Annotated in this window: 16 protein-coding genes and 1 pseudogene; 7 read left to right on the top strand and 10 right to left on the bottom strand. The window is 64.1% G+C overall.

Annotated features, from left to right (window positions below; genetic code table 11):
* Nucleotides 1–9: 9 nt before the first annotated feature.
* From ACXX81_RS09040 to ACXX81_RS09015, 6 genes are read right to left on the bottom strand one after another with little or no spacing between them, the layout of a single operon-like run.
* Nucleotides 10–612 carry an amino acid synthesis family protein gene (locus ACXX81_RS09040; RefSeq protein ID WP_209982377.1) on the bottom strand — a complete coding sequence of 201 codons (603 nt, stop codon included), beginning with the start codon at nucleotides 610–612 and terminating at the stop codon, nucleotides 10–12.
* 15 nt (nucleotides 613–627) lie between these two features.
* Nucleotides 628–1,086: a VOC family protein gene (locus tag ACXX81_RS09035; RefSeq protein ID WP_057008841.1), complete on the bottom strand. Its 459-nt coding sequence runs from the start codon at nucleotides 1,084–1,086 to the stop codon at nucleotides 628–630.
* Between the two features lie 11 nt (nucleotides 1,087–1,097).
* Nucleotides 1,098–2,138 carry a VPS10 domain-containing protein gene (locus ACXX81_RS09030; protein ID WP_209982379.1) on the bottom strand — a complete coding sequence of 347 codons (1,041 nt, stop codon included), beginning with the start codon at nucleotides 2,136–2,138 and terminating at the stop codon, nucleotides 1,098–1,100.
* Nucleotides 2,139–2,150: 12 nt separating this feature from the next.
* Nucleotides 2,151–2,945 (bottom strand): SDR family NAD(P)-dependent oxidoreductase, encoded by a 795-nt coding sequence (locus ACXX81_RS09025; protein WP_209982381.1) that lies wholly within the window; start codon nucleotides 2,943–2,945, stop codon nucleotides 2,151–2,153.
* Between the two features lie 27 nt (nucleotides 2,946–2,972).
* Nucleotides 2,973–4,463: an aldehyde dehydrogenase family protein gene (locus tag ACXX81_RS09020; protein WP_458571536.1), complete on the bottom strand. Its 1,491-nt coding sequence runs from the start codon at nucleotides 4,461–4,463 to the stop codon at nucleotides 2,973–2,975.
* A gap of 11 nt (nucleotides 4,464–4,474) precedes the next feature.
* A complete protein-coding gene (locus ACXX81_RS09015) occupies nucleotides 4,475–6,016 on the bottom strand; it encodes an acetolactate synthase large subunit (RefSeq protein WP_458571535.1) in 1,542 nt (513 codons plus the stop codon).
* A gap of 219 nt (nucleotides 6,017–6,235) precedes the next feature.
* On the opposite strand from ACXX81_RS09015, the gene ACXX81_RS09010 reads away from it, so the two are divergent.
* Nucleotides 6,236–7,000: an IclR family transcriptional regulator gene (locus tag ACXX81_RS09010; RefSeq protein ID WP_209982388.1), complete on the top strand. Its 765-nt coding sequence runs from the start codon at nucleotides 6,236–6,238 to the stop codon at nucleotides 6,998–7,000.
* 10 nt (nucleotides 7,001–7,010) lie between these two features.
* Here the strand turns inward: ACXX81_RS09010 and ACXX81_RS09005 are convergent, their stop codons facing one another.
* The 3 genes from ACXX81_RS09005 to ACXX81_RS08995 all read right to left on the bottom strand — a co-directional run bounded on the left by ACXX81_RS09005 (nucleotide 7,011) and on the right by ACXX81_RS08995 (nucleotide 11,304).
* Nucleotides 7,011–8,333: an alginate export family protein gene (locus tag ACXX81_RS09005; protein ID WP_231421386.1), complete on the bottom strand. Its 1,323-nt coding sequence runs from the start codon at nucleotides 8,331–8,333 to the stop codon at nucleotides 7,011–7,013.
* Nucleotides 8,334–8,351: 18 nt separating this feature from the next.
* Nucleotides 8,352–9,773, bottom strand: coding sequence for an aldehyde dehydrogenase family protein (locus tag ACXX81_RS09000; RefSeq protein WP_458571534.1), 1,422 nt, complete (start codon nucleotides 9,771–9,773; stop codon nucleotides 8,352–8,354).
* Nucleotides 9,774–9,855: 82 nt separating this feature from the next.
* The gene (locus ACXX81_RS08995) at nucleotides 9,856–11,304 is read right to left on the bottom strand and encodes an APC family permease (protein WP_057008849.1); all 1,449 of its coding nucleotides are present in this window, start codon (nucleotides 11,302–11,304) and stop codon (nucleotides 9,856–9,858) included.
* A 307-nt stretch (nucleotides 11,305–11,611) separates the two neighbouring features.
* On the opposite strand from ACXX81_RS08995, the gene ACXX81_RS08990 reads away from it, so the two are divergent.
* The 3 genes and pseudogenes from ACXX81_RS08990 (at nucleotide 11,612) to ACXX81_RS08980 (ending at nucleotide 15,285) form a co-directional block, all read left to right on the top strand.
* Entirely contained in the window at nucleotides 11,612–13,054 is a 1,443-nt protein-coding gene (locus ACXX81_RS08990) for an MFS transporter (protein ID WP_458571533.1), read from the top strand.
* Nucleotides 13,055–13,146: 92 nt separating this feature from the next.
* Nucleotides 13,147–14,427 (top strand): annotated as a pseudogene (locus ACXX81_RS08985) (methyl-accepting chemotaxis protein); the annotation flags it as partial.
* A gap of 102 nt (nucleotides 14,428–14,529) precedes the next feature.
* Nucleotides 14,530–15,285, top strand: a complete 756-nt coding sequence (locus tag ACXX81_RS08980; protein ID WP_414896194.1) for a methyl-accepting chemotaxis protein — start codon at nucleotides 14,530–14,532, stop codon at nucleotides 15,283–15,285.
* Nucleotides 15,286–15,559: 274 nt separating this feature from the next.
* On the opposite strand, the gene ACXX81_RS08975 is transcribed toward ACXX81_RS08980, so the two are convergent.
* On the bottom strand, nucleotides 15,560–16,528 hold the full coding sequence (locus ACXX81_RS08975) for a helix-turn-helix domain-containing protein (RefSeq protein ID WP_458572572.1): 969 nt from the start codon (nucleotides 16,526–16,528) through the stop codon (nucleotides 15,560–15,562).
* Nucleotides 16,529–16,737: 209 nt separating this feature from the next.
* Between ACXX81_RS08975 and ACXX81_RS08970 the strand changes: the two genes are divergently transcribed.
* The 3 genes from ACXX81_RS08970 (at nucleotide 16,738) to ACXX81_RS08960 (ending at nucleotide 20,543) form a co-directional block, all read left to right on the top strand.
* Entirely contained in the window at nucleotides 16,738–18,114 is a 1,377-nt protein-coding gene (locus tag ACXX81_RS08970) for an aspartate aminotransferase family protein (protein WP_209982401.1), read from the top strand.
* A gap of 389 nt (nucleotides 18,115–18,503) precedes the next feature.
* Nucleotides 18,504–19,958, top strand: coding sequence for an aldehyde dehydrogenase family protein (locus ACXX81_RS08965; protein ID WP_458571532.1), 1,455 nt, complete (start codon nucleotides 18,504–18,506; stop codon nucleotides 19,956–19,958).
* A 30-nt stretch (nucleotides 19,959–19,988) separates the two neighbouring features.
* Nucleotides 19,989–20,543: a cytochrome b gene (locus ACXX81_RS08960; RefSeq protein WP_209982405.1), complete on the top strand. Its 555-nt coding sequence runs from the start codon at nucleotides 19,989–19,991 to the stop codon at nucleotides 20,541–20,543.
* The last annotated feature ends 420 nt before the right edge of the window (nucleotides 20,544–20,963 follow it).

The following is a 20,963-nucleotide window of genomic DNA, read 5'->3' as shown; positions in this document are numbered from 1 at the left end:
GCGCCGTTATCAGTGCAGCCCGTCAAGGCCCTTGACGTCTTCGGCGCGCAGGCCGCCCAGCCGTGCATGCAGACGCCCACGGGTGGCGAAGGCCCAGATCACCACCAGCTCATCCGGCGAAGGTCCGTCGCCGAACGTTATGGAAAAACTGTCGTAGTGCGAACGCACGTACAGCGCGTCCTTGTGCGCCAGCGGCACGTCGATGGTCGAGCCCGGGCCACCGCGCTTGCCGGTGGACGGCACCCACGACTTGCCGCCGCCCAGCGCCACACGAATCGGGTCGGCCGCCGGGTTGGTCAGAAACGCGTTGCCGTGCTCGTACTCGCCGGCGCTGCCCACCAGGATAGCCTTGCCATAGCTTTCAATCCGGCGTGAACCGGCAAGTGCCAGGATGCGCCGGCCGAACTCTTCACCCAGCAGCGGCGATGGCTCGATCAATTGCGAAAGGTCTTCACTGTAGCGGCCAGCATAGGGGTTGGCGATCACGGCGGCCACGGCGTATTTGAACACCGGCTCGCCATCGGCCAGTTGGCCGGTTTCATTGGCCAGGGTTTCTTCGACGAAGCTGTACCATTTGCGAATGTGGTAGCTGGCGAAATTTGCGGTTTTCATCAGGTGAACCTCGGTTCAAATCGGGTCAAGGGGGTCAAGCGTGATATTGCGACTCGGCGCACCGGCGGCCTTGAAGCGGGCCTTGCCGCACGCATCGTCATGCTCGGTCTCGAGAAAGAATTCCATGCGATTGTCATCGGGGTCGTTGAAATACAGACCGTTGCCGATTTCATGATCGGTAATTTTCACCACCTCCACCCCCTTCTCCAGCAACATGCCGTAGAGCTGGCGCAAGGTGGTCATGTCACCGTCGATTTCCAATCCGTAGTGTTGCAGGCCCAGCCCGCCCTGATGGGCGCCGGGCTCTGCACGAATCAAGGCGATGTCGTGATGCTTGGTGCCAAACGCCATCATGACCCAGCTTTCGCCCCGGGCACTTTCGTGCATGCCCAGGATGTCGGCGTACCACCGTGCCGACACATCAGGATCACTCACAAATAGCGATAAGTGGGTCCGAAGGATTTTGACTTTCATCACCGGTTACCTCAGTTCTTCTTGACGATGGATTGATGCCCGGCCTTGATCTGCGCCACGGCAGGCGTCCACAGCACATCGGCGATCTCGCTGAACTCGCGCCAGTGCTTCTGCCAGCCGTCACCGCCGTTGTCGGACGTGAACAAGTGCCCGTACTTGGTGCCGGCGACGATCTGGCGCGGGTTGGCCGGGTTGAAGGCAATCGCCCAGACGCAGGAATTGGGCTGCTGCGGCAGCGGCAATACTTCCCAGCTGACGGCGGCATCGCGGGAGATCAGGACCTTGCTGGTGGTGCCCGGCGTACCGTCGGAAATGCTCAGGTACAGCGTGTCCTCGCTGCCCGGCGGCGCGTTCATGGCGCGCAGGTAGTACAGGCCGAAGGCTTCGCGGCCGACGATGCCGGTCCAGGTCAGGCCTTCATCGACGCTGCGGTACACCGCGTTGACGCACACCACCACGATGACCTTGTGGCCATGGTTGGGCAGTACCACGATGTTGTGGATGTCCGAGTTGAAGTCCCACAGCAGGCGGTCATCGATACGGGTCCAGCTGTCGCCGCCGTCGCGGGAGTGGAACAGGCCACCCTCCTCCAGGCCGAACCACACCTGGTTGCGGTCGGTGGGGTCATAGGCGAAGGCCAGCAGGCGCGGGCGACTGACGCCGTCGCAGAATTCCGGAATTTCCACCGGTGCGCGGTCCCAGCTCGCGCCGCCGTCCAGGGTGCGCCACAGCACGGCGCGCGAGGGCGCACCGGTGCCGACAAAAATCCGCTGGGCGTCCTGCGGGTCCACCGCCACCTTCCACACGGTCTGGCCATTGAACGGTGAATCGACCTGCTGCCAGCGCCCGCCGGTGTCATGGCTGACGCACAAGCCGATGTCGGTGCCGGCGTAGATCACCTCGGGCGTGCCGGGGTGCACGCTCAACGAGCGGGTGATCGCATCGAATTCCAGGTCCTGCCCCAGGCCCAGGCGGTGCCAGGTCTTGCCATCGTCGGCGCTGCGGATCACCGCCTGGCCGACGGTGGCGACTAAAAGGGTGCCGTTACTCATCGCATTTGCTCCTCAGATGAAGATGCCACGGGTCAGGCCGCCGTCGATGCCGATGGATTCACCGGTCACCGCGCCTGCCTTGGGAGACGCCAGGAAGCCGATCAGCCAGCCCATTTCAATCGGGGCCAGGGTGCGGCGAATCGGCGTCGCGTCGATGTAGCCTTGCTCGACCTGCTCCGGGGTCTTGCCCTGCTTGATCCCTTCGCGCTCGTACAGCTCGTGGATGTGCGGAGTGTCCACCACGCCCGGATGGATCAGGTTGACCGTGATGCCGAAGGCGCCCAACTGGTCGGACAGGGTCTTGGTCATGTGCGCGATGGCCAGGTTGCGCATGCCTGACAGCACCTTGCTGCTGCGTCCGGTGAGGCCGCCGATATTGATGATGCGTCCGAAACCGCCGGCCTTCATGTGCGGGGTCACCGCCTTGGCGCAGCGGAAGTAGCCGATCACCTTGGTGTTGAGGTCCGACAGCAGCTCGTCGTCGCCGGCGTGCTCGATGTCATTGCGCACCACGCCGGAGGGCGCCGCCGCGCCGTTGACGAGAATGTCGATACGGCCGAAGTGCTTGTGCGCCGCTTCGACCATGTCCGACACCGCCGACATCTGGTTGGTGTCGCAGTACAGCGGCAGTACTTCGTTGCCAGTCTGCGCGGTGATTTCTGCGGCGGCCTGTTCCAGGAACTCCATGCGCCGCGCGCAGATCACCACCTTGCAGCCTTCCTCGGAAAGAAACCGCGCGACTTCCTTGCCGATGCCCATGCCGCCGCCAGTGACGATTGCCACGCGGCCTTTCAATTCCAGATCCATTGCCATTTCCTCTTGTGATTATTCGGTTCAGGCCAGATCGACAAAGACGCTTTTGGTCTCGGTGTAGGCGTCGATCACGTTCTTGCCCATTTCCCGGCCCCAGCCGGATTGCTTGTAGCCGCCGAACGGCGAGGCCGGATCGACCACGTTCCAGCAATTGATCCACACCGAGCCGGCCTTGAGCTGCGCGGCTACGCGGTGCGCCGAGCGCAGGTCGCGGGTCCACAGGCCGGCGGCGAGGCCATAGGGCGAATCGTTGGCGCGCAGCACCAGCTCGTCGATCTCGCTCCAGCTCATCACCGTCAGCACCGGGCCGAAGATTTCTTCGCGGGCCACGCAGGCCCGCTCGGCGCGGTCAAGGAAGATGCTCGGCTCAATGAAGTGGCCGCGCTCAAGGTGAGCGGGACGACCGCCGCCGCAGATCAGCTCGGCGCCCTCTTCCTGGCCGCGCTGCAGGTAGCCCTTGACCGTGTTCAACTGCCGACCGGACACCAGCGGGCCCATGGTGCTGGCCGGGTCCAGGCCGTTGCCGAGCACATGGGCGGCGGCATGGCGCTGCAGTTCTTCAAGCACCTGGTCGAGCACGCTGGCGTGCACATACAGGCGTGAGCCGGCGGTGCACACCTGGCCCTGGTTGTAGAAAATGCCGTCGGCGGCACCCTTGGCGGCGCGCACGATGTCGGCGTCGGGCAGGATGATGTTCGGCGACTTGCCGCCCAGTTCCAGCGAAACCTTCTTCATGTTGCCGGTGGCCGCCTGGGCGATCAGCCGACCGACCTGGGTGGAGCCGGTGAAGGCGATCTTGTCCACGTCCGGGTGCTGCGCCAGCGGCGCGCCGGTGTCGGCACCCAGGCCGGTGATCAGGTTGACCACCCCCGCCGGAAAGCCTGCGGCCTCGATCAACTGCACCAGACGGATCGCCACCAGCGGCGTCTGCTCGGCAGGTTTGAGTATTGCTACACAGCCGGTGGCCAGCGCGGGGCCGAGCTTCCATACGCACATGGTCAGCGGGAAGTTCCACGGCACGATCAGTGCGCACACGCCCACGGGCTCGCGCAGGGTGTAATTGAGCATCGGCGCGCCACTGGCCGGCGATACCGGCAGCGTGCTGCCTTCGATCTTGGTCGGCCAGCCGGCGAAGTAGCGAATGATGTTCGCCGCGCTGGCCGCTTCGCCCCGCGCGTTGGCGATGGGCTTGCCGTTTTCCAGGGTGATCAGCTGCGCCAGTTCCTCGCGGTGCTGGTCCAGCAGGTCGGCCAGGTGCGACAGCAACAGGCCGCGCCGCGCAGGTGACCGCAAGGCCCAGGTGCCGGTAAAGGCAGCGCGGGCGGCCGCGACCGCTGCGTTCACATCACGCTCGTCGCCTTGGGCGACTTCGGTGAGGGTCTGCTCGGTGGCCGGGTTTTCCACGGCAAAGCGACGACCGCTGGCGGCGTCCTGCCAGCTGCCGCCGATGAACAGGCGACCGGGCTGGGCGAGGAACGTCTGGACGGCGGGTAACAAGTGGAACGTGTTCATGGTCGGCTCCTTCACAGCGCCATTTCGATCAGGCAAGGCCCGGCGTCGGCGGCGGCGTTGGCCAGCGCCCGTTGCAGTTCGGCATTGGTGTGCACGGTGCAGGACGGCACGCCGTAGCCGGTGGCCAGGGCCTTCCAGTCAATGCGCGGGCTGTCGAGCACGGTCAGCTTGAGTGCCTGCGGGTCGAGTTCGGTCATGCCGAAGCGGCGCAGTTCGTTCTGCAGGATCGCGTAGCGATGGTTGGCAGCGATCAGGATCACCACCGGCAGTTGCTCGCGGGCGATGCTCCACAGGGTCTGGATGGTGTACTGGGCGCTGCCGTCCGATTGCAGGCAGAACACCCGGTTGCCGCGCTCGGCCAGTGCAGCGCCGAACCCCACCGGAATGCCCTGGCCGATGGCGCCGCCGGTATTGGTCAACACGCGGTGGCGGGCAGCGCCGGCTGAGGCGGTGAAAAACGGATAGCCGCAGGTGCCGCCTTCCACCGAGACAATGCAGTCGTGGGGCAGCGCGGCAGCCAGCAGTTGCCCGACCGATTGCGCGCTCAATGCCGCCTCGCCCGGCGGCAGCTCGATGTGCTGCGGCGTGGGGACATAAGCCGGCGCATTCAGCGCGTCGGCCAGCACAGTCAGTGCACCGGCCACGTCATCGCCGACCTCGGCCAGCGACAGCAGGCGCTCGCGCTCGGCCAGCCGCGATGGAATGCCTTCGTAGCCAAAGTAACTGATGGGCTCCAGCACACCGGCGCACACCACCTTGTCGTACTGCTCGAGAATCTCGATGGCCACTTCCGGGAAGTACGGCAGGCGGTCCAGGTCGGGCAAGCCGCCGCCGCGATAGCTCAGGCGCGGGAAGGTCTCGGCGAACAGCCGCACGCTGGGCAGTTGTGCCAGGCGCCCCGCCGCTTCCAGGCCGGCCACCGACAGGCCCTGGTCGCCGACGATGAACACCAGCCGCTGGCCATCGCGCAGGGCCTGGGCCACCGCTTCGATGCGGTCGCCGGCAAAGCGTCGCACTGGCGCACGCAGCGGGCTGAACTGACCGTGATGGGTGACTGGATTGGATTGCAGATCCATCGGCAGGATCAGGCTGGCGATCTGGCCCTTGGCTTGCCAGGCAGCGCGCATGGCTTCCTGCAGGTCTTCACCGACACCGGAGGCGGTGCGCGAGGTGCGCACCCAGCTGGACACCGTGCCGGCCAGGGCCTGGATGTCGCTGGCCAGCGGCGGATCGTAATTGACGTGCCACGACGCGTGGTCGCCGATCACGTTGACGATAGGCGTATTGGCGCGCCGTGCGTTGTGCAGGTTGGCAATGCCGTTGGCGAAGCCCGGGCCCAAGTGCGTGAGGGTCATCGCCGGTTTGCCGGCGATGCGGCCATAGCCATCGGCGGCACCGGTGCACACCCCTTCGAACAGCGACAGCACAGGCTTCAGGGCAGGTGCACAGGCCATGGCCGCCACCAGCGGAATCTCGGTGGTGCCCGGGTTGGCAAAGCAGTACTCGATACCGCTTGCCGCTGCCGCATTCACTATCAGTTGCGCGCCATTCATTGTCTGCCCTCTCGGTTGAGCGTTTTCTTTGGTGAGATTTATCACACACAAAAACACACCAAACAAGCATTTTTTACTTTTTATCTCTTAATTTGAGATTTATGCAATAATAAACCCTTAAGTTATCTGTGGGAGTGCACCGTGGGATTTCCCACCTTGGATCCCTGGTGTTTTCGCCTATAGTGCTTACCCGCGAGCCATCCCTTCTCTAGGAACGAAATGAGCAGCCTGAGTAAATTGCTGAGTGTGCTGGACCTGTTCGGTCCGGCGACGTTGAAGATCGACCCGGAGACGATTGCCGAGCGCATGGGCCTGTCGCGCGCCACCGCGTATCGCTACGTCAAGGAGTTGTGCGAGGCCGGCCTGCTGACCCGCGTGGACGCCGGCCACTACGGCCTGGGGCCGCGCGTGATCGAGCTGGACTGGATGATGCGCCAGTACGACCCCATCCTCCTGGCGGGGCGCGAACTGATGCACGAACTGTCGGCGCAGACCGGCCTGGCCGTGTTCGCCAGCGTTTTCTACGACGGACGCATCATCAATACCTACATTGCCGAACCCACCGACACCTACCACTTCTCCTTCGGCCGTGGGCACCCGCTGCCGTTTTTTCGCGGTGCGCAATCCAAGGTGCTGATCGCCTTCCAGAAAGGCCGCCGCCTGCAACGCCTGTTCGAAGACCACCTGGCTGGCGACCCGGACAGCCCCTACGACTGGGCGAGCTTTGCCAAGGCCACGAAAAAGATCCGCAAGGACGGCTACTGCATGACCCACGATGAACTCAACCTGGGCCTGACCGGCATCGCCGCGCCGATCATCCAGCCGGATATCGACGAAGTGATCGGCAGCTTGTCGGCCGTGGGCAGCACCCAGAGCTTCAAGCTGCTGCGTCAGGAGACCGTGATTGAAATGGTGATGGACACCACACGGCGCATTGCCGACAACCTGCGCAACCCGTCGCCGTCAGGCGCGGCGGACGCCTGAGTCAGAGTCGTCAGAACGGCACGGCGACGGTCAGCTGGCTGTAAACGTTGGTGCCGTTGCCCCCGACCTGATTGCCGCCGGTAGTGGCGTCCTGCTTGGGCTTATAGAGGCCGATCAGCGGCGTGATGATCAGGTGCGGGTTGACGGCCCATTCGGCATACACATCCAGCTCGCGCGCATCGAGGTTCAGCGCGTTGCTTTTGCGTACGGTGTCGAAGTCGAAGTACAGCGCGCCCAGAGTCAGGTTTTCCAGGGGCGTGGCCTTGAGCGCCACATGCTGGATGCTGGTGTTGCTGTTGAACGGCCCCGTGTAGTTGCCGGCGACTTCCCCCTGCAGCCAGGTGCCGTAGCCGCCGCTCACGCCGGTGAACAGCGAATCCCATTTCTGCGAGTAGCGTGTGTAGCGGTAGCTGACCTTCGGCGTCCAGGCGACGTCGGCAAAGGTGTAGCCGGCTTCGCCGTACCAGGCTTTTTCGGGGCCGCTGTCCTTGTCCTGCCAGGCGTATTCGAACGCCAGGCTGACGTTGGGCAGGCCGGCATCGCCTTCGCCGCGCACGCTGTACACGTTCATGCCCTTGCGCTGGCGCTGCAGATCAGTGGCCCAGCGCTCGTTCACATCGATGCCGTGCACCCAGGTCAGGCCCAGGGTGCCGGGTTTGGCGGTGTAATCAAGGGTGCCGGCGGCCACTTCGGTTTCTGCCTGGGCGCGGTTGTCGGACTTGAGCCACAGCAGGCTGCCATGCAGGCCATCCTTGCCGCCCAGGCGCAGCAACGCGGTCTGATCGAAGGCATGCCGCGCGGCCAGGTAATACGCACCGCCACGGTTCATGCTGCCATTGGCCGGGCCCTTGCCCAGGTTGGGCCCGTCGTCGTTGACCAGAAAACCACTGCCAAGCTTGACCACCTGGCGCCCGCCGGAAAGGTCCACGCCGTCCTTGCCCAGGGCCGGGAACAGATCGCCGGAGCGCCAGCCCAGGTAAGCATCTTCGATCTTGGTGGTGCGCTCGGAGCCCAAGGTATTGCCGGCCGGATCGCCCTCGCCCCAGGTCGCCGAGCTGACCAGCGCGAAGGCGCCGTAGGCGGTGCCGTTGCCCGCCAGCGTCTGGTCGCCGCTAAGGCCGTATTTGATATAGCCTTCGCGCCAGCTCGAACCACCCGGCGTGCCGTCGTAGTTCTTGCGGCTGTTGAACAGGCCGAACACGGCGGTCATGTCGGCATTCAGGTGCCGGCTGTCGTCGCTGTACAGCTCATAGGCCTGGGCCTGGCTGATGGCGCAGAGCGTCAAGCCACAGGCGAGCGTGCCGCAGAGAAATGAAGCGGATGAATGACGCATGGTCGAAGCTCCTTGGGGTTATTCAGCAGCGCGTTTATTGACGAACAACAATTGCTGGCCGGTGAATTCCTGCAGTCCCTCAAGGCCGAACTCGACGCCGAAGCCGGACATCTTGCTGCCGCCGAACGGCGTGTTCGGCTGGATACGCGCATGGCAGTTGACCCACGCCACGCCGCTTTCCAGGCGGCTGGCCAGGGCCTGCGCCTGCTCGCTGTCCGGCCCCCAGACCGAGCCTCCAAGGCCCATGTCGCCAGCATTGGCGCGGCGCAGTACGTCTTCCACATCCTCATAAGCGATCAGCGGCAATACCGGGCCAAACTGCTCTTCGTCCACCAGACGATGGCCGTCGGTGACGTCCGCGACCAGCGTCGGCGGGTAAAAGAACCCTGGCCGGTCCAGCCGTGCGCCGCCGCACAACACCCGTGCACCCTGGGCGCGCGCATCGGCAACCAGCGCCTGCACCAACTCCAATTGATCGAGGTTCTGCACCGGGCCGAAATTAACGCCCGGCTCCAGGCCATCACCGACCACCTGGCGCTCGGCAATCTGCGTCAGCGCCTCGGCAAACGCCTGGTACTGGGACTGGTGGACGTACAGGCGCTTGAGCGCGGCGCAGGTCTGGCCCATGTTGAGGAAGGCGGCCTGAAAGATCTCTTCGGCCACCTCGTGCACGGGCGTGCCGGGCAATACGATTGCCGCGTCGTTGCCGCCCAGCTCCAGGGTCAGGCGCTTGAGGTTGACGGCGGCGCCGCGCATCACGCTCTGGCCGGTGGCGGTGGAACCGGTGAACACGATCTTCTGGATGCCCGGGTGCGCGGTGATCGCGCTGCCGAACCCCTGCTCGCCGGTCACGCAGTTGATCACGCCATGGGGCACGTGCCGCGCGATGATCTCCACCAGGCGCAGGGTGCTCAACGGCGTCAGGCTCGACGGCTTGCTGATCACGCAGTTGCCCGCGCGCAGCGCCGGCATGATGTGCCACACGGCAATCATGAACGGCCAGTTCCACGGCGTGATCGACGCCACCACGCCCAGCGGCTTGCGGTGCAGCTCGACGCGCTGGGTCGGGGTCTCTTCCACCAGTTCCACGGCGATTTCCTGCCCGGCGGCATAGCGCGTCCAGGCAGCGGCGCCCATGACCTCGGAAAACGCCAGTTCCAGCGGTTTGCCCTGTTCCATCACGATCAGCCGGGCGAGTGCGTCGGCGTCCTGTTCGATGTCATTGGCAATCGCGTTCAGATGCTCGCAACGCCGTTCATGGGCGCTGTGGCGCCAGGTCTTGAACGCGGCCTGGGCGGCGGCCACCGCCGCGTCCAGTTGGCCCAGCGAGCCGGCCGGGCATTGCGCGAAGGCGCTGCCGGTGGCCGGATTGATCACGTCGAACTGACCGTTTTCACCGGCAACCTGAACACCGTTGATGAGCATCTTGTAAGCGTGCATGTGCAATTTCCTTTAACGCAGATGAGCCCTGCCGGACACCGGCAGGCGATCAATTCACAGTGGGGATGGCGCGAGCGAGGCCTTAGAGCTTGTGGCTGCCCAAGGCCAGGAAGCGCTGCGGTGCTACCTTGCGCAGGCGCGCGGCGAGGTAAAGGCCGCCCAGCAGCGCAGCGGGAATCACCGCACACAGGCTGTAGGACAGGAGCTGGCTGGCACCGGTGAGCACATCGAAATGCGCCACCGCCAGCACCAGCACGCAGAGCAAAGCCACGCACGAAAACACCGGCAAAATGCGCCCGCGCAGCACATTGACCTTGAGCTCCGGATGCCGGTGGAAATACACGCAGATGGCCACCGAGGTGATCGCCATCAGCAGGATCACGCACAGGGTCGCCAGGTTGGAGAACCAGGCGAACAGTTGCAGGATCGGATCGGCGTCCATTGCGGCAAAGATCAGCACCACCACGGCGGCGATCAGGCTCTGCAAGGCCGAGCCCATGTGCGGGCTCTGGTGCACGCGGTGGGTGGTGCCCAACAGGCTGTGCAGCAGGCCGTCACGGCCGATGGCGTAGAAATAGCGCGCCGCCGCATTATGGAACGCCAGCAGCCCGGCATAGATGCTGACGATGAACAGCACACGGATGACCTGGGTCAGGTGCGGGCCGACAAAGTGGTCGGACATGCCGTAGATCAGGGTGGTCGGGTCCTGCATGGCTTGCAGCAGCGGCACGATCTTGTCGGCGCCCACGCCCACTATCATCGACCACACCGACAGCGTGTAGAACGCGCCGATCAGCAGCACCGAACAGTAGGTGGCAATCGGGATGGTGCGCTTGGGGTCTTTGGCTTCTTCGCCGTAGATGGTGGTGGCCTCGAAGCCGATGAAGGCGGCGAAGCAGAACAGCAGGCCGATGGACGGCGTACCGCTGGTGAAGTGCTGAGGGGTGAACGAGTCGAGATTGACACCGCTGTCACCGCCGGTCTTCAGAATGGCGAAATCGAGGATGAGGATTGCCAGGTACTCGGCGACCACCACCAGCGACAGCACCTTGGCCGACAGGTCGATCTTGCGATAGCCGAGAAACGCAATGCTGGCCATCGCCATCAGCGAATAGGACCACCAGGGCAACACCACCCCCGCGACACTCTCCATGGTGCCGCTGACCACACCGCCGAACATGCCATACAGCGCGATCTGCAGAATGTTGTAGGCAAACATCGCCAGCACCGCCGCCGAGCCGCCGGCCAGGCCACCCAGGCCACGGGAGGTGAACGCGTAGAAACCGCCGGCGTTGGTGACGTGGCGCGACATGGTGGTGTAGCCCACCGAAAACGCCAACAGCACCAGCAATGCCAGGATCAGCAAGGCCGGGGTGCCGGCACCGTTGCCCAGCATGATGCCGATGGGAAAGCCACCGGCGATGACGCTGAGCGGGCTTGCCGCCGAAATCACGAAGAAAATGATAAAGCCGACACCCAGGGCGCCACGCTTGAGCTCCGTGGAACTGTTGACCGGTAGAGATACGCTCATGTTGTTGACCTTATTGTATGAGGCAGTCGCTGTGGGGTGGCCCCGATCCAGGCGCAATCGGTGCCGGGTAGCGCTTTTATTGTTGAGGTTGCACGCTGGTTTCGATGCTATGCCCGCCTGTGAACACCTCGCTATCCCAAATCGGTAACATCGCGGGCTGCGCCCCAAAACAGGTCATGGCGCTGCACTCCCCGCCGATTCGGGATAACGCTGCGAGCCCTGCGCCGTGCATGCTAGGGTCAGCCCCCCCTTGCCTGCCTGAACCTGGAGTGACTCATGTCAGCCATTCAATTATCGAGCCCGGCCCATGTCGTCTAAGCGTCGCTGGTTGATCCTGGCGATTATTTCCAGCGCGTTGCTGCTGATCGTCATCGACATGACGGTGTTATACACCGCGCTGCCCACCCTGACCCGCGAGCTCGGCGCAAGCGCCTCGCAGAAGCTGTGGATCATCAATATCTACGCACTGATCGCCGCCGGCCTGCTGCTGGGCATGGGCACGCTGGGCGATCGCCTGGGGCACAAACGCCTGTTTATCGGCGGGCTGAGCGTGTTCGGGGTGTTCTCGCTGATTGCGGCCTTCTCGCCATCGGCCAACGTGTTGATCGGCGCCCGGGGTTTTCTGGCGGTCGGCGCGGCAATGATGATGCCTGCCACCCTGGCGCTGATCCGCTTGACGTTCAACGACGAACGCGAACAGGCCATGGCGTTTGGCATCTGGGCGTCAGTGGCCTCCGGTGGCGCAGCGCTGGGGCCGGTGGTCGGCGGCCTGCTGCTGGAACACTTCTGGTGGGGCTCGGTGTTTCTGATCAACGTGCCGATTGTGCTGGTGGCCTTACTGCTCGGGGTGACGCTGATTCCCGAGCATCCGGGCAATCCCCGGCGCCACTGGGACTGGCGGGGCTCGCTGCAGGTGATGGTCGGTTTGATCAGCATCGCCTATGCCGTCAAGGAGCTGGGCAAACGCTCGCCCTCCTTCGCCGCCATGCTGGTGGCGATACTGCTGGGTGCGTTGTTCCTGGCGATGTTCATCCGGCGCCAGCGCCGTGCCGCGCAGCCGATGCTTGAGCTGTCACTGTTCGCCGAGCCGCTGTTCAGAAATGCGGTGATTGCAGCGCTCGCTTCAGCCCTGGCGTTTATAGGCATGGAACTGGTGTTCAGCCAGCGCCTGCAATTGGTGCTGGGTATGTCGCCGCTGGGTTCCTTCGTTGCCGGGCCGCTGGCCGGCTATTACCTGTCGCGCCTGGGCAGCCGGCGCATGCTGTTCTGGACCCTGCTGCTGTCGGCCGCCGCGATGCTGGCGTATCTGTTGCTGTGCAACGCGGCAGTACCGCTGCAGATTGCCAGTCTCGCGCTGTTGGGCATGGCCATGGGCGCGGCCCTGACGGCGGCGTCCAGCACCATCATGCTCAGCGTGCCCAGCGACCAGGCCGGCATGGCTGCGTCCATCGAGGAAGTCTCGTTTGAACTGGGCGGTGCAGCCGGGGTGACACTGGCGGGCAGCCTGCTGTCGGCGATATATGCCTGGTCGACGAGCCTGACGATTCCACCCAGGCTCGGCCTGAACCCGTCGACGTTCGAGAGCCTGGACGATGCCCTGCTGGTCGCCGCAACACTGCCGAGCGACGACGCTGCGCTGCTGACGGGGCTGGCACGCGCAGCGTTCGATGCCGGTTTTATTGCCGTGCTGGCGGTGTTGACGGTCCTGTTGCTGGTGGCAGCGCTGCTGGTCAGGTTCAGTCGGCGCTGAATCGGCCGATGTAATGACATACCCAATAAGAAGTCAGTGGCCCAGGCCAACTGATAACCCACTGGCACGCTGTTCACTTGCGAGATCATCCCATGCTCGACGCGCTCTCCATCCGCATGAAAATCATCCTGCTGTCCGGCCTGTGCCTGCTGGGCGTGATCGGCCTGATCGTCGGCATGAACCTCTACCAGAGTAGCCAGAACAACCGCTTGATCAGCACCTCCAGCGGCAGGATGCTGACCGACAGCGGTGAAAACCTGCTGCAGGCCAAGGCCGCCGAGCAGGCAAGCAACCTGCAGCGGGCCTTCGGCAACAGCCTGCTGCTGATCACCGGCCTCGCCGACCAGACGACCCATTTGCGCAGCATGGCGATGCAGCGCGGGTTGCCGGCCGCAGCCTTGCGTGAGGAGCTGAACCGCGGCCTCAACATCACCTTCGAGCACAACCCCCAGGTGCTGGGACTGTGGCTGGTGTTCGAGCCGAATGCGCTGGGGGGCGAGGACAGCGAGTTCGTCAACGACGCCGCGCGCGCCTCCAACGAAACCGGACGCTTCGCCAGCGCGTGGAACCGCGGTGCCGGCCCGGCGGTGAACATCCTGATTCCCGAAACCGACTTGCAGAAAACCGAGCTGAGCATCAGTGGCGCCCCCTATAACAGTTGGTACACCTGCCCCCGCGACACGCGGCGCACCTGCCTGATGGCGCCCTACGCCGACACCCAGGCCGGCCAGGTGCAACTGATGACTACTCTGTCGATGCCGTTGATGGCCGACGGCAAGGTCATCGGCACCCTCGGCGTGGACCTTGCCCTCGGCGCGCTGCAAGCGGCCGCCGGCGAGGCCCAGCGCACGCTGTTCAACGGTGCGGGCAGCATGCTGATTGTCTCCGACAGCGGCGTGCTCGCCGCCTACAGCAAGGACGCTGGCCAGATCGGCAAACCAGTCACCGCCGCCCTGGGCGATGCGGGCAAGGCGCTGCTCGCGGCATTGGCGCAAAAACAACCGCAGGTGCTGGCCCAGGATGACTTGATCCGCGCGGTGTACCCGGTCGCGCCGATCCCGGACGCCGCGCCGTGGGGCGTGGTCATCGACCTGCCCAAACAGGTGTTGCTGGCCGACTCGGTGGCGCTGCAGGCGTTGCTCGACCAGACGCAGACCCGCGACACCCTCATCGCGTCGCTGGTGGCCATCGGCGCCGGGCTGCTGGGCCTGCTGCTGATCTGGCTCACCGCCTCCGGTGTGACGCGCCCGATCAACAGCGTCGCGCAGATGCTCAAGGCCATCGCCAGCGGCGACGGCGACCTGACCCAGCGCCTGGATTACCGCAAGAAAGACGAACTGGGCGAACTGGTGAGTTGGTTCAACCGCTTCCTCGACAAACTGCAACCGACCATCGCGCAGATCAAGCAGAGCATCACCGACGCGCGTGGCACCGCCGACCAGTCTTCCGACATCGCGCGGCAGACCAGCGAAGGCATGCAGGTGCAGTTTCGCGAGATCGACCAGTTGGCGACCGCGTCCAATGAGATGAGCGCCACCGCCCATGAAGTCGCCCACAGCGCGTCGAACGCGGCCCAGGCGGCACGCGGGGCTGACCAGGCGTCCAGGGACGGCATCACGCTGATCGAACGCAGCACCCGCGACATCACCGCCCTGGCCAGCGAGGTCAGCAAGGCCGTCACCGAGGTCGAAGCGCTGGCGGTCAACAGCGAGCAGATCGGCTCGGTGCTGGAGGTGATCCGCAGCATTGCCGAACAGACCAACCTGCTGGCCCTGAACGCCGCCATTGAAGCGGCACGCGCCGGGGAAAGCGGCCGTGGGTTTGCGGTGGTGGCCGATGAAGTGCGCAACCTGGCCAAACGTACCCAGGATTCGGTGGAGGAAATTCGCCTGGTGATCGAGCGCATCCAGAGCGGGACGCGGGGCGTGGTGACCACCATGCATGCCAGCCAGACGCTGGCCCAGGACAACGCCGGGCAGATCCATCAGGCCGTGCAGGCCCTGGGCAGGATCAGCGAAGCGGTGACGGTGATCAGTGACATGAACCTGCAGATCGCCAGCGCAGCGGAGGAACAGAGCGCGGTGGCCGAGGAGGTCAATCGCAACGTCGCGACCATTCGCGGCGTCACCGAAACCCTGACGGAACAGGCCGCCGAGTCAGCGCAGATCAGCAGCCAACTCAACGCCCGGGCCAATCAGCAGATGAAACTGATGGACCAGTTCCGCGTATAGCGACCGCTGTACCCATGAGGCATGGCTGTGGCGAGCGCGCTTGCCCTAATGCCGTTCAGTTAAGCGCAGATTCCCTGTGGCGAGCAGGCTTGTTGTGGCGAGCGGGCTTGCCCCGCGTTGGGCTGCGCAGCAGCCCTAAAGCCAGACGCTGAGCCGTATCAGGTACACCGCGTTTTGCTCGATTGGGGGCGCTTCGCACCCCAACGCGGGGCAAGCCCGCTCGCCACAACAAGCCCGCTCACCACAGGAATGGTGCTGTCTGAAACGTTGGGTGTTAAATCAACAAGCTATTTTGTGTTTGATGAGAGGCGGCACGTGAGGTGTGCGACGGCAGCTCGGCGAACAACGCGTGATATTCAGCGGCGAAATGGCTGAGGTGGTAGAACCCCCATTGCGCCGCCGCATCGCCAATGGAGAGCTGCGCGGCGGGCGTGGACATCAGGGTGCGGCGCACGCCGTTGAGCCTGATGGACCGCAAATAATTCAGCGGCGTGGTCTCGGCCACCGCGCGAAAGCTGTTCTGCACGGTGCGCCGGCTCACCTGCAGGCGTTCGCACAGGTCGGTGACGCTGGGCACGTCGAACTGCCCGGTGGTCGCCAGGCGATGGCATTTCTCGACGATAAAACTGCGCGTGGAGCTGGGCGAGCGCTGTTGCTTGTCGCAGGACGGATCGCTCATCAGTTGCACCAGCTCGTCGAGCAGGGCCTGCTCCAGCAGGCGCGCGTGCGAATCGCGCAGCTCTCCGGCCATGGCCTGGGCGAACAGCGCGAGCAATCGGCGCCGCGCGTCGGCGAAGCGCTGGGGGGAAACCCTGATCACCGGCTGACGCAGTAACAGATTGAGGTCACTGGCCGACGCCGTGTGCGCCAGCGCCTGCTCGAACAACTCGCGCTCGAAGGTGATGGACAGCAATTGCATGCCCATCGGCATATGGAACATGAACTCCTCGCCGCCGTGCAGGAAGAACAGGCTGCTGTCGTCGACCTCCCGCCCCTGCATCCGCACCGATCCCGGCACATTGATCGGCACCGCAAAGCACATCTTGTTGCGTGGCGCCACGCCGTGCTGCACCACGCGCTGGTTGATCTGCTCGAGGAAAACGTGGCACCCGGTGGTGGTCAACTGCATCAGCGAACTCTCGGCCGAACCGGCGGTGAGCTGGCTGTAGTCCTGGTGCCACTGCTGAATGTTGGCCGCGTGCACGTGCACATCGTGAAACTGGCTGACGCTTTGATTTCTCATCATGCGCGATATTCTCCGCAATTTTTTTATTTTAAAGCCAGCTTCGTGCCAGATAGTCTCACAAAGATCAAATATTGCAATATTTCAACATTATTTCGGGCTCACAAAAAACCGCTGCGCGGCGCGCCGATGTGCCGATTCGGGATACCCGCCCCGGGCAGGTCACGCCGATGATCGGTACACCTGAATAGACCTGCCAGAGACCCATCATGAGTGAAGCCCAGCTTGAAGCCCTCCACTTCTCCGATGCACCGCGCATCATTTCCGGCGCCCTGCCCGGCCCCAAAACCTGCGAGGCCCTGGCGTTGTCGGCGCGCACCGAGTCCATGGCGCGCGGCGGCGGACGCATGCCGATCGCCATGGACCGTGCTTTTGGCGCCACCTTCAAGGACCCGGACGGCAACACCTATATCGACCTCTCCGCCGGCGTCGGCGTGAGCAGCGTCGGCCGTTGCCACCCCAAAGTGGTGCAGGCGATCCGCGATCAATCCGAAGTGCTGATGCACGCCCTGGAAATCAACAGCACCCGGCGCACCGAACTGGCGGCCAAACTCTCCGAGATTGCGCCGGACGGTTTGCGTGGCGACTGCATCACCTTCTTCACCCAGAGCGGCAGCGATGCGCTGGAAGCAGCGATCAAGTTCGCCAAGCGCATTACCGGGCGCCACCAGATCATCGCCTTCCACGGCGGTTACCACGGCGTGTGGAACGCCTCGGGCTCGCTCACCACCGGCACCGCCTACCGCAAGGGCTTCGGCGCGCAGATGGGCGGTGTGATTCATGCGCCCTACCCCTACGCCTATCGCTTCCCGTTCGACACCACGCACAAGAGCGCCGAACAGATCGCCGGCGAGTACGTTGATTACTTGCTGAACACGCCCTACACCGCCGCCGATGACGTGGCGGCGGTGATCGTCGAGCCGGTGCAGGGCGAAGGCGGCTACGTGCCGCCGTCGCCGGAGTTCTTGCAGATTCTGCGCCAGGCGTGCGACCGCAGCGGCACGCTGTTGATCGTCGACGAGGTGCAGTCCGGCGCGGGGCGCACCGGCAAGATGTGGGCAGTGGAGCACTCGGGGGTCAAGCCCGACATGCTCACCTTTGGCAAGGGCATCGGCAGCGACCTGCCGATGGCGGGGTTGATCATGCGTTCGGATCTGGCGGCGCAGATTCCCGATGGGTCGATGCCCAATACCTTCGCGGCAAACTCGCTGTCGGCGGCGGTGGCGCTGACCAATATCGCGATTCTGCAGGACCCGGAGCTGGATCTGCTGGGGCGCGCGCATACGCTGGGGCTGGAGGCGCAGGAGTATATCCGTGGGTTTGGCAGCCGGTTTGTGGGTGAGGTGCGTGGGCGTGGGCTGATGATCGGGATTGAGTTGGTGGAGGATCCGCTGACCAGGGCGCCGCTGGCGCCGCAGAAGATTGGGGCGTTGATGGGGTTTCTGATGAGCCATGGGGTGTTGATGATTCCTTGTGGGCGGTACGGGAATGTGATGCGGGTGATGCCTTCGTTGACGATTACGCGGGGGTTGTTTTTCAGGGCCTTGGATGTGTTTCGGGAGGCTCTGGGGTCGCTTGAGGAGTGAGGTTTTGGACGTGACGCGGTTTGGGATGTGGGAGGGGGTTTGCTCCCGATAGCGGTTTGACTGGGTACATATCCGGTGCTGGGGTGACGGCTTGGATGGGTTCCGCCCTTACGGCGGGTCACTTTTGGAAAAGAGCCCCAAAAGTAACCAAAAGGGCTCTTGCCCCACCACTCGGCACCTCGCTCAGGCTCGGTGTGCCCGCACGCAGGCTTGAATCCGTGGGCCGCCGCAATGGGCCATCCATGGCCCAGTGCGGCTAACCCGGCGTCCTGCCGGGTTACCCACGGATTCAAGCCTGCGTGCGGCCAGCGTGGTTGACGGGGCGCTTGAGATCAAAATCAAAAGCAAATCAAGAGCAGATCAAAAACGAATTATTTATGGAGGCTGGTATGGGTCAGCGTTTGAATCACTTTATTAATGGCGTGGTCTCTGAGGCTTCAGAGGGTGGGCGGGTTGAGCTGGTCAATCCGGTGACGGAGCAGGTGTATGGCAGTTTTGCGCGGGGTACGGTCGAGGATGTGGATCGGGCGGTGAACGCGGCGTTTGAGCAGCTTGAGCGTGGCGAGTGGAGTCGGTTTGATGGGGCGCAGCGCGCTCGGGTGTTGTTGAAGCTGGCTGATCTGGTGGAGCGCGACAGTGAGTTGCTGGCGGATATGGACGCCGATGCTATCGGGCGTTCGCCGCTGGAGCCGCGTCGGATGGATTTGCCCAATGTGCTTGCCAATCTGCGCGCGGCGGCGGGTTGGGCCAATCAGTTGGAGGGGCGGACCATTCCCAGTGGCGGGTATTTCGGCACCAGAACCCTGTCGTACACCGTGCGTGAGCCGGTGGGTGTGGTCGGGGCCATTGTGCCGTGGAATTCGCCGCTGATGATCACCGTGTGGAAGCTCGCGGCGTTGCTGGCCGCAGGCTGCACGGTGGTGATCAAGCCCTCGGAAGAGACTCCGCAGTCGGCCCTGCACCTGGCGGCGCTGGCGCAGGAAGCGGGTTTTCCGGACGGGGTGATCAATGTGGTCACCGGCTACGGCAATGAGGTGGGTCGGGCGCTGTGTGAGCATCCGCACATCGCCAAGATCAGCTTCACCGGCAGCCCCGAAGCCGGGCGTGAGATCCAGCGCACCGCCGGGGTGCTGTTCAAGCATGTCGCCCTGGAACTGGGCGGCAAGAGCCCGCAGATCGTGTTTGACGATGCTTCCTTCGAGGACGCGCTGCGCGGCTGCAGCCTTGGCCTGTTCGCCAATCAGGGCCAGATTTGTGCGGCCGGGTCGCGCATTCTGGTGCAGCGCGGCATCGCCGATCGTTTCGCTGCGGCGCTTGCCGAGGCGGCGCGCGCAGTCAAGGTGGGCGACCCGCGTCAGCCCGGTGTGCAGATGGGGCCGGTCGCGAAGAAAGCGCAATGGGAGCGGGTCAATCGCTATATCCAGCTGGGCATCGACGAAGGCGCCACCCTGCTCGCCGGCGGTGTGTCGAGCCCGGAACAGGGCTGGTTCGTACGCCCGACCATTTTTGCCGACGCACGCAATGACATGGCGATTGCCCGCGACGAAATCTTCGGCCCGGTGGGCACACTCATCCCGTTCGACAACGAAGCGGATGCCGTCGCCCTGGCCAACGACTCCGCCTACGGCCTGGCGGCCACCGTGTGGACCGCCGACCTGGTGCGCGCCCATCGCGTGGCCGCAGCGGTGAAGGCCGGTGCGGTGGGCATCAACTGCTGGAGTCCGCTGGATGCCAACCTGCCCTGGGGCGGCGTCAAGACCAGCGGCATCGGCCGTGAAGGCGGGTTTGGCGGCGCGCTGGCCTATACCGAAGAGAAGGTCATCACGGTGTTGCTACCCCATTGAGCGCAGCCCTTTATCCATGGAGAGATGTCGATGAACACCGAAACGATTGACCGATATCCAACCTCTTTGCGCATGCTGCACTGGGTGCGCGCGGTGCTGATCGCCGGGCTGCTGTGGGCGGGCTGGCATATGACCGGGCTGGCCGATGAAGTGGCAAGCAAATATGAGCTGTATTACCCGTGGCACAAATCCTTCGGGGTGCTGGCGTTCATGCTGGTGCTGGTGCAGATCGTGTTGCGTTGGCGAACGCCGGTGCTGCCGTCACCGCCAGCGACGCTGGCGGCCCATGAGCGGTTTTTGTCACGGCTGGTGCAGCGCGCGATGTATGTGCTGATCGTGGTGGTGCCGTTGATGGGTTACTCGATGTCGAGCACTTACACGATGAGCGATGGGGTGTTTTTTTTCGGGGTGAATCTGCCGGAGTTGCTGGCGAAGAATGATGAGTGGTTTGTGGTGTTTCAGTGGTTGCACAAGGTGTGTGCCTATACGTTGCTTGGGTTGATTGTGGTGCATGTTCTGGGGGCGCTTAAGCATCGGTTTTTTGATAGGGATCCGCGTAATGATGTGTTGCGTCGGATGCTCTGAGGGGTTGTTGGGGGATGCGGCCAAATGTGGGAGGGGGCTTGCTCCCGATGGCGGTCTGACTGGGTATATATTATCCGTTGCTGCGGTAACGGCTGATTACGGTTCCGCCCTTACGGCGGGTCACTTTTGGAAAAGAGCCCCAAAAGTAACCAAAAGGGCTCTTGCCCCACCACTCGGCACCTCGCTCAGGCTCGGTGTGCCCGCACGCAGGCTTGAATCCGTGGGCCGCCGCGATGGGCCATCCTTGGCCCAGCGCGGCTAACCCGGCGTCCTGCCGGGTTACCCACGGATTCAAGCCTGCGTTCGGCCAGCGTGGTTGACGGGGCGCCTGAGATCAAGATCAACAGCCAGATCAAAAGCAGATCAAAAGCAGATCAAAAACGGAGCGGTGCTTCTGGCTGCGGCGAAATGGCGCATGCC

This window comes from Pseudomonas sp. GNP013 (genome assembly GCF_054343995.1).
The sequence above is the reverse complement of the archived record's forward strand: the minus strand, read 5'-3'. Positions and strand labels throughout refer to the sequence as shown.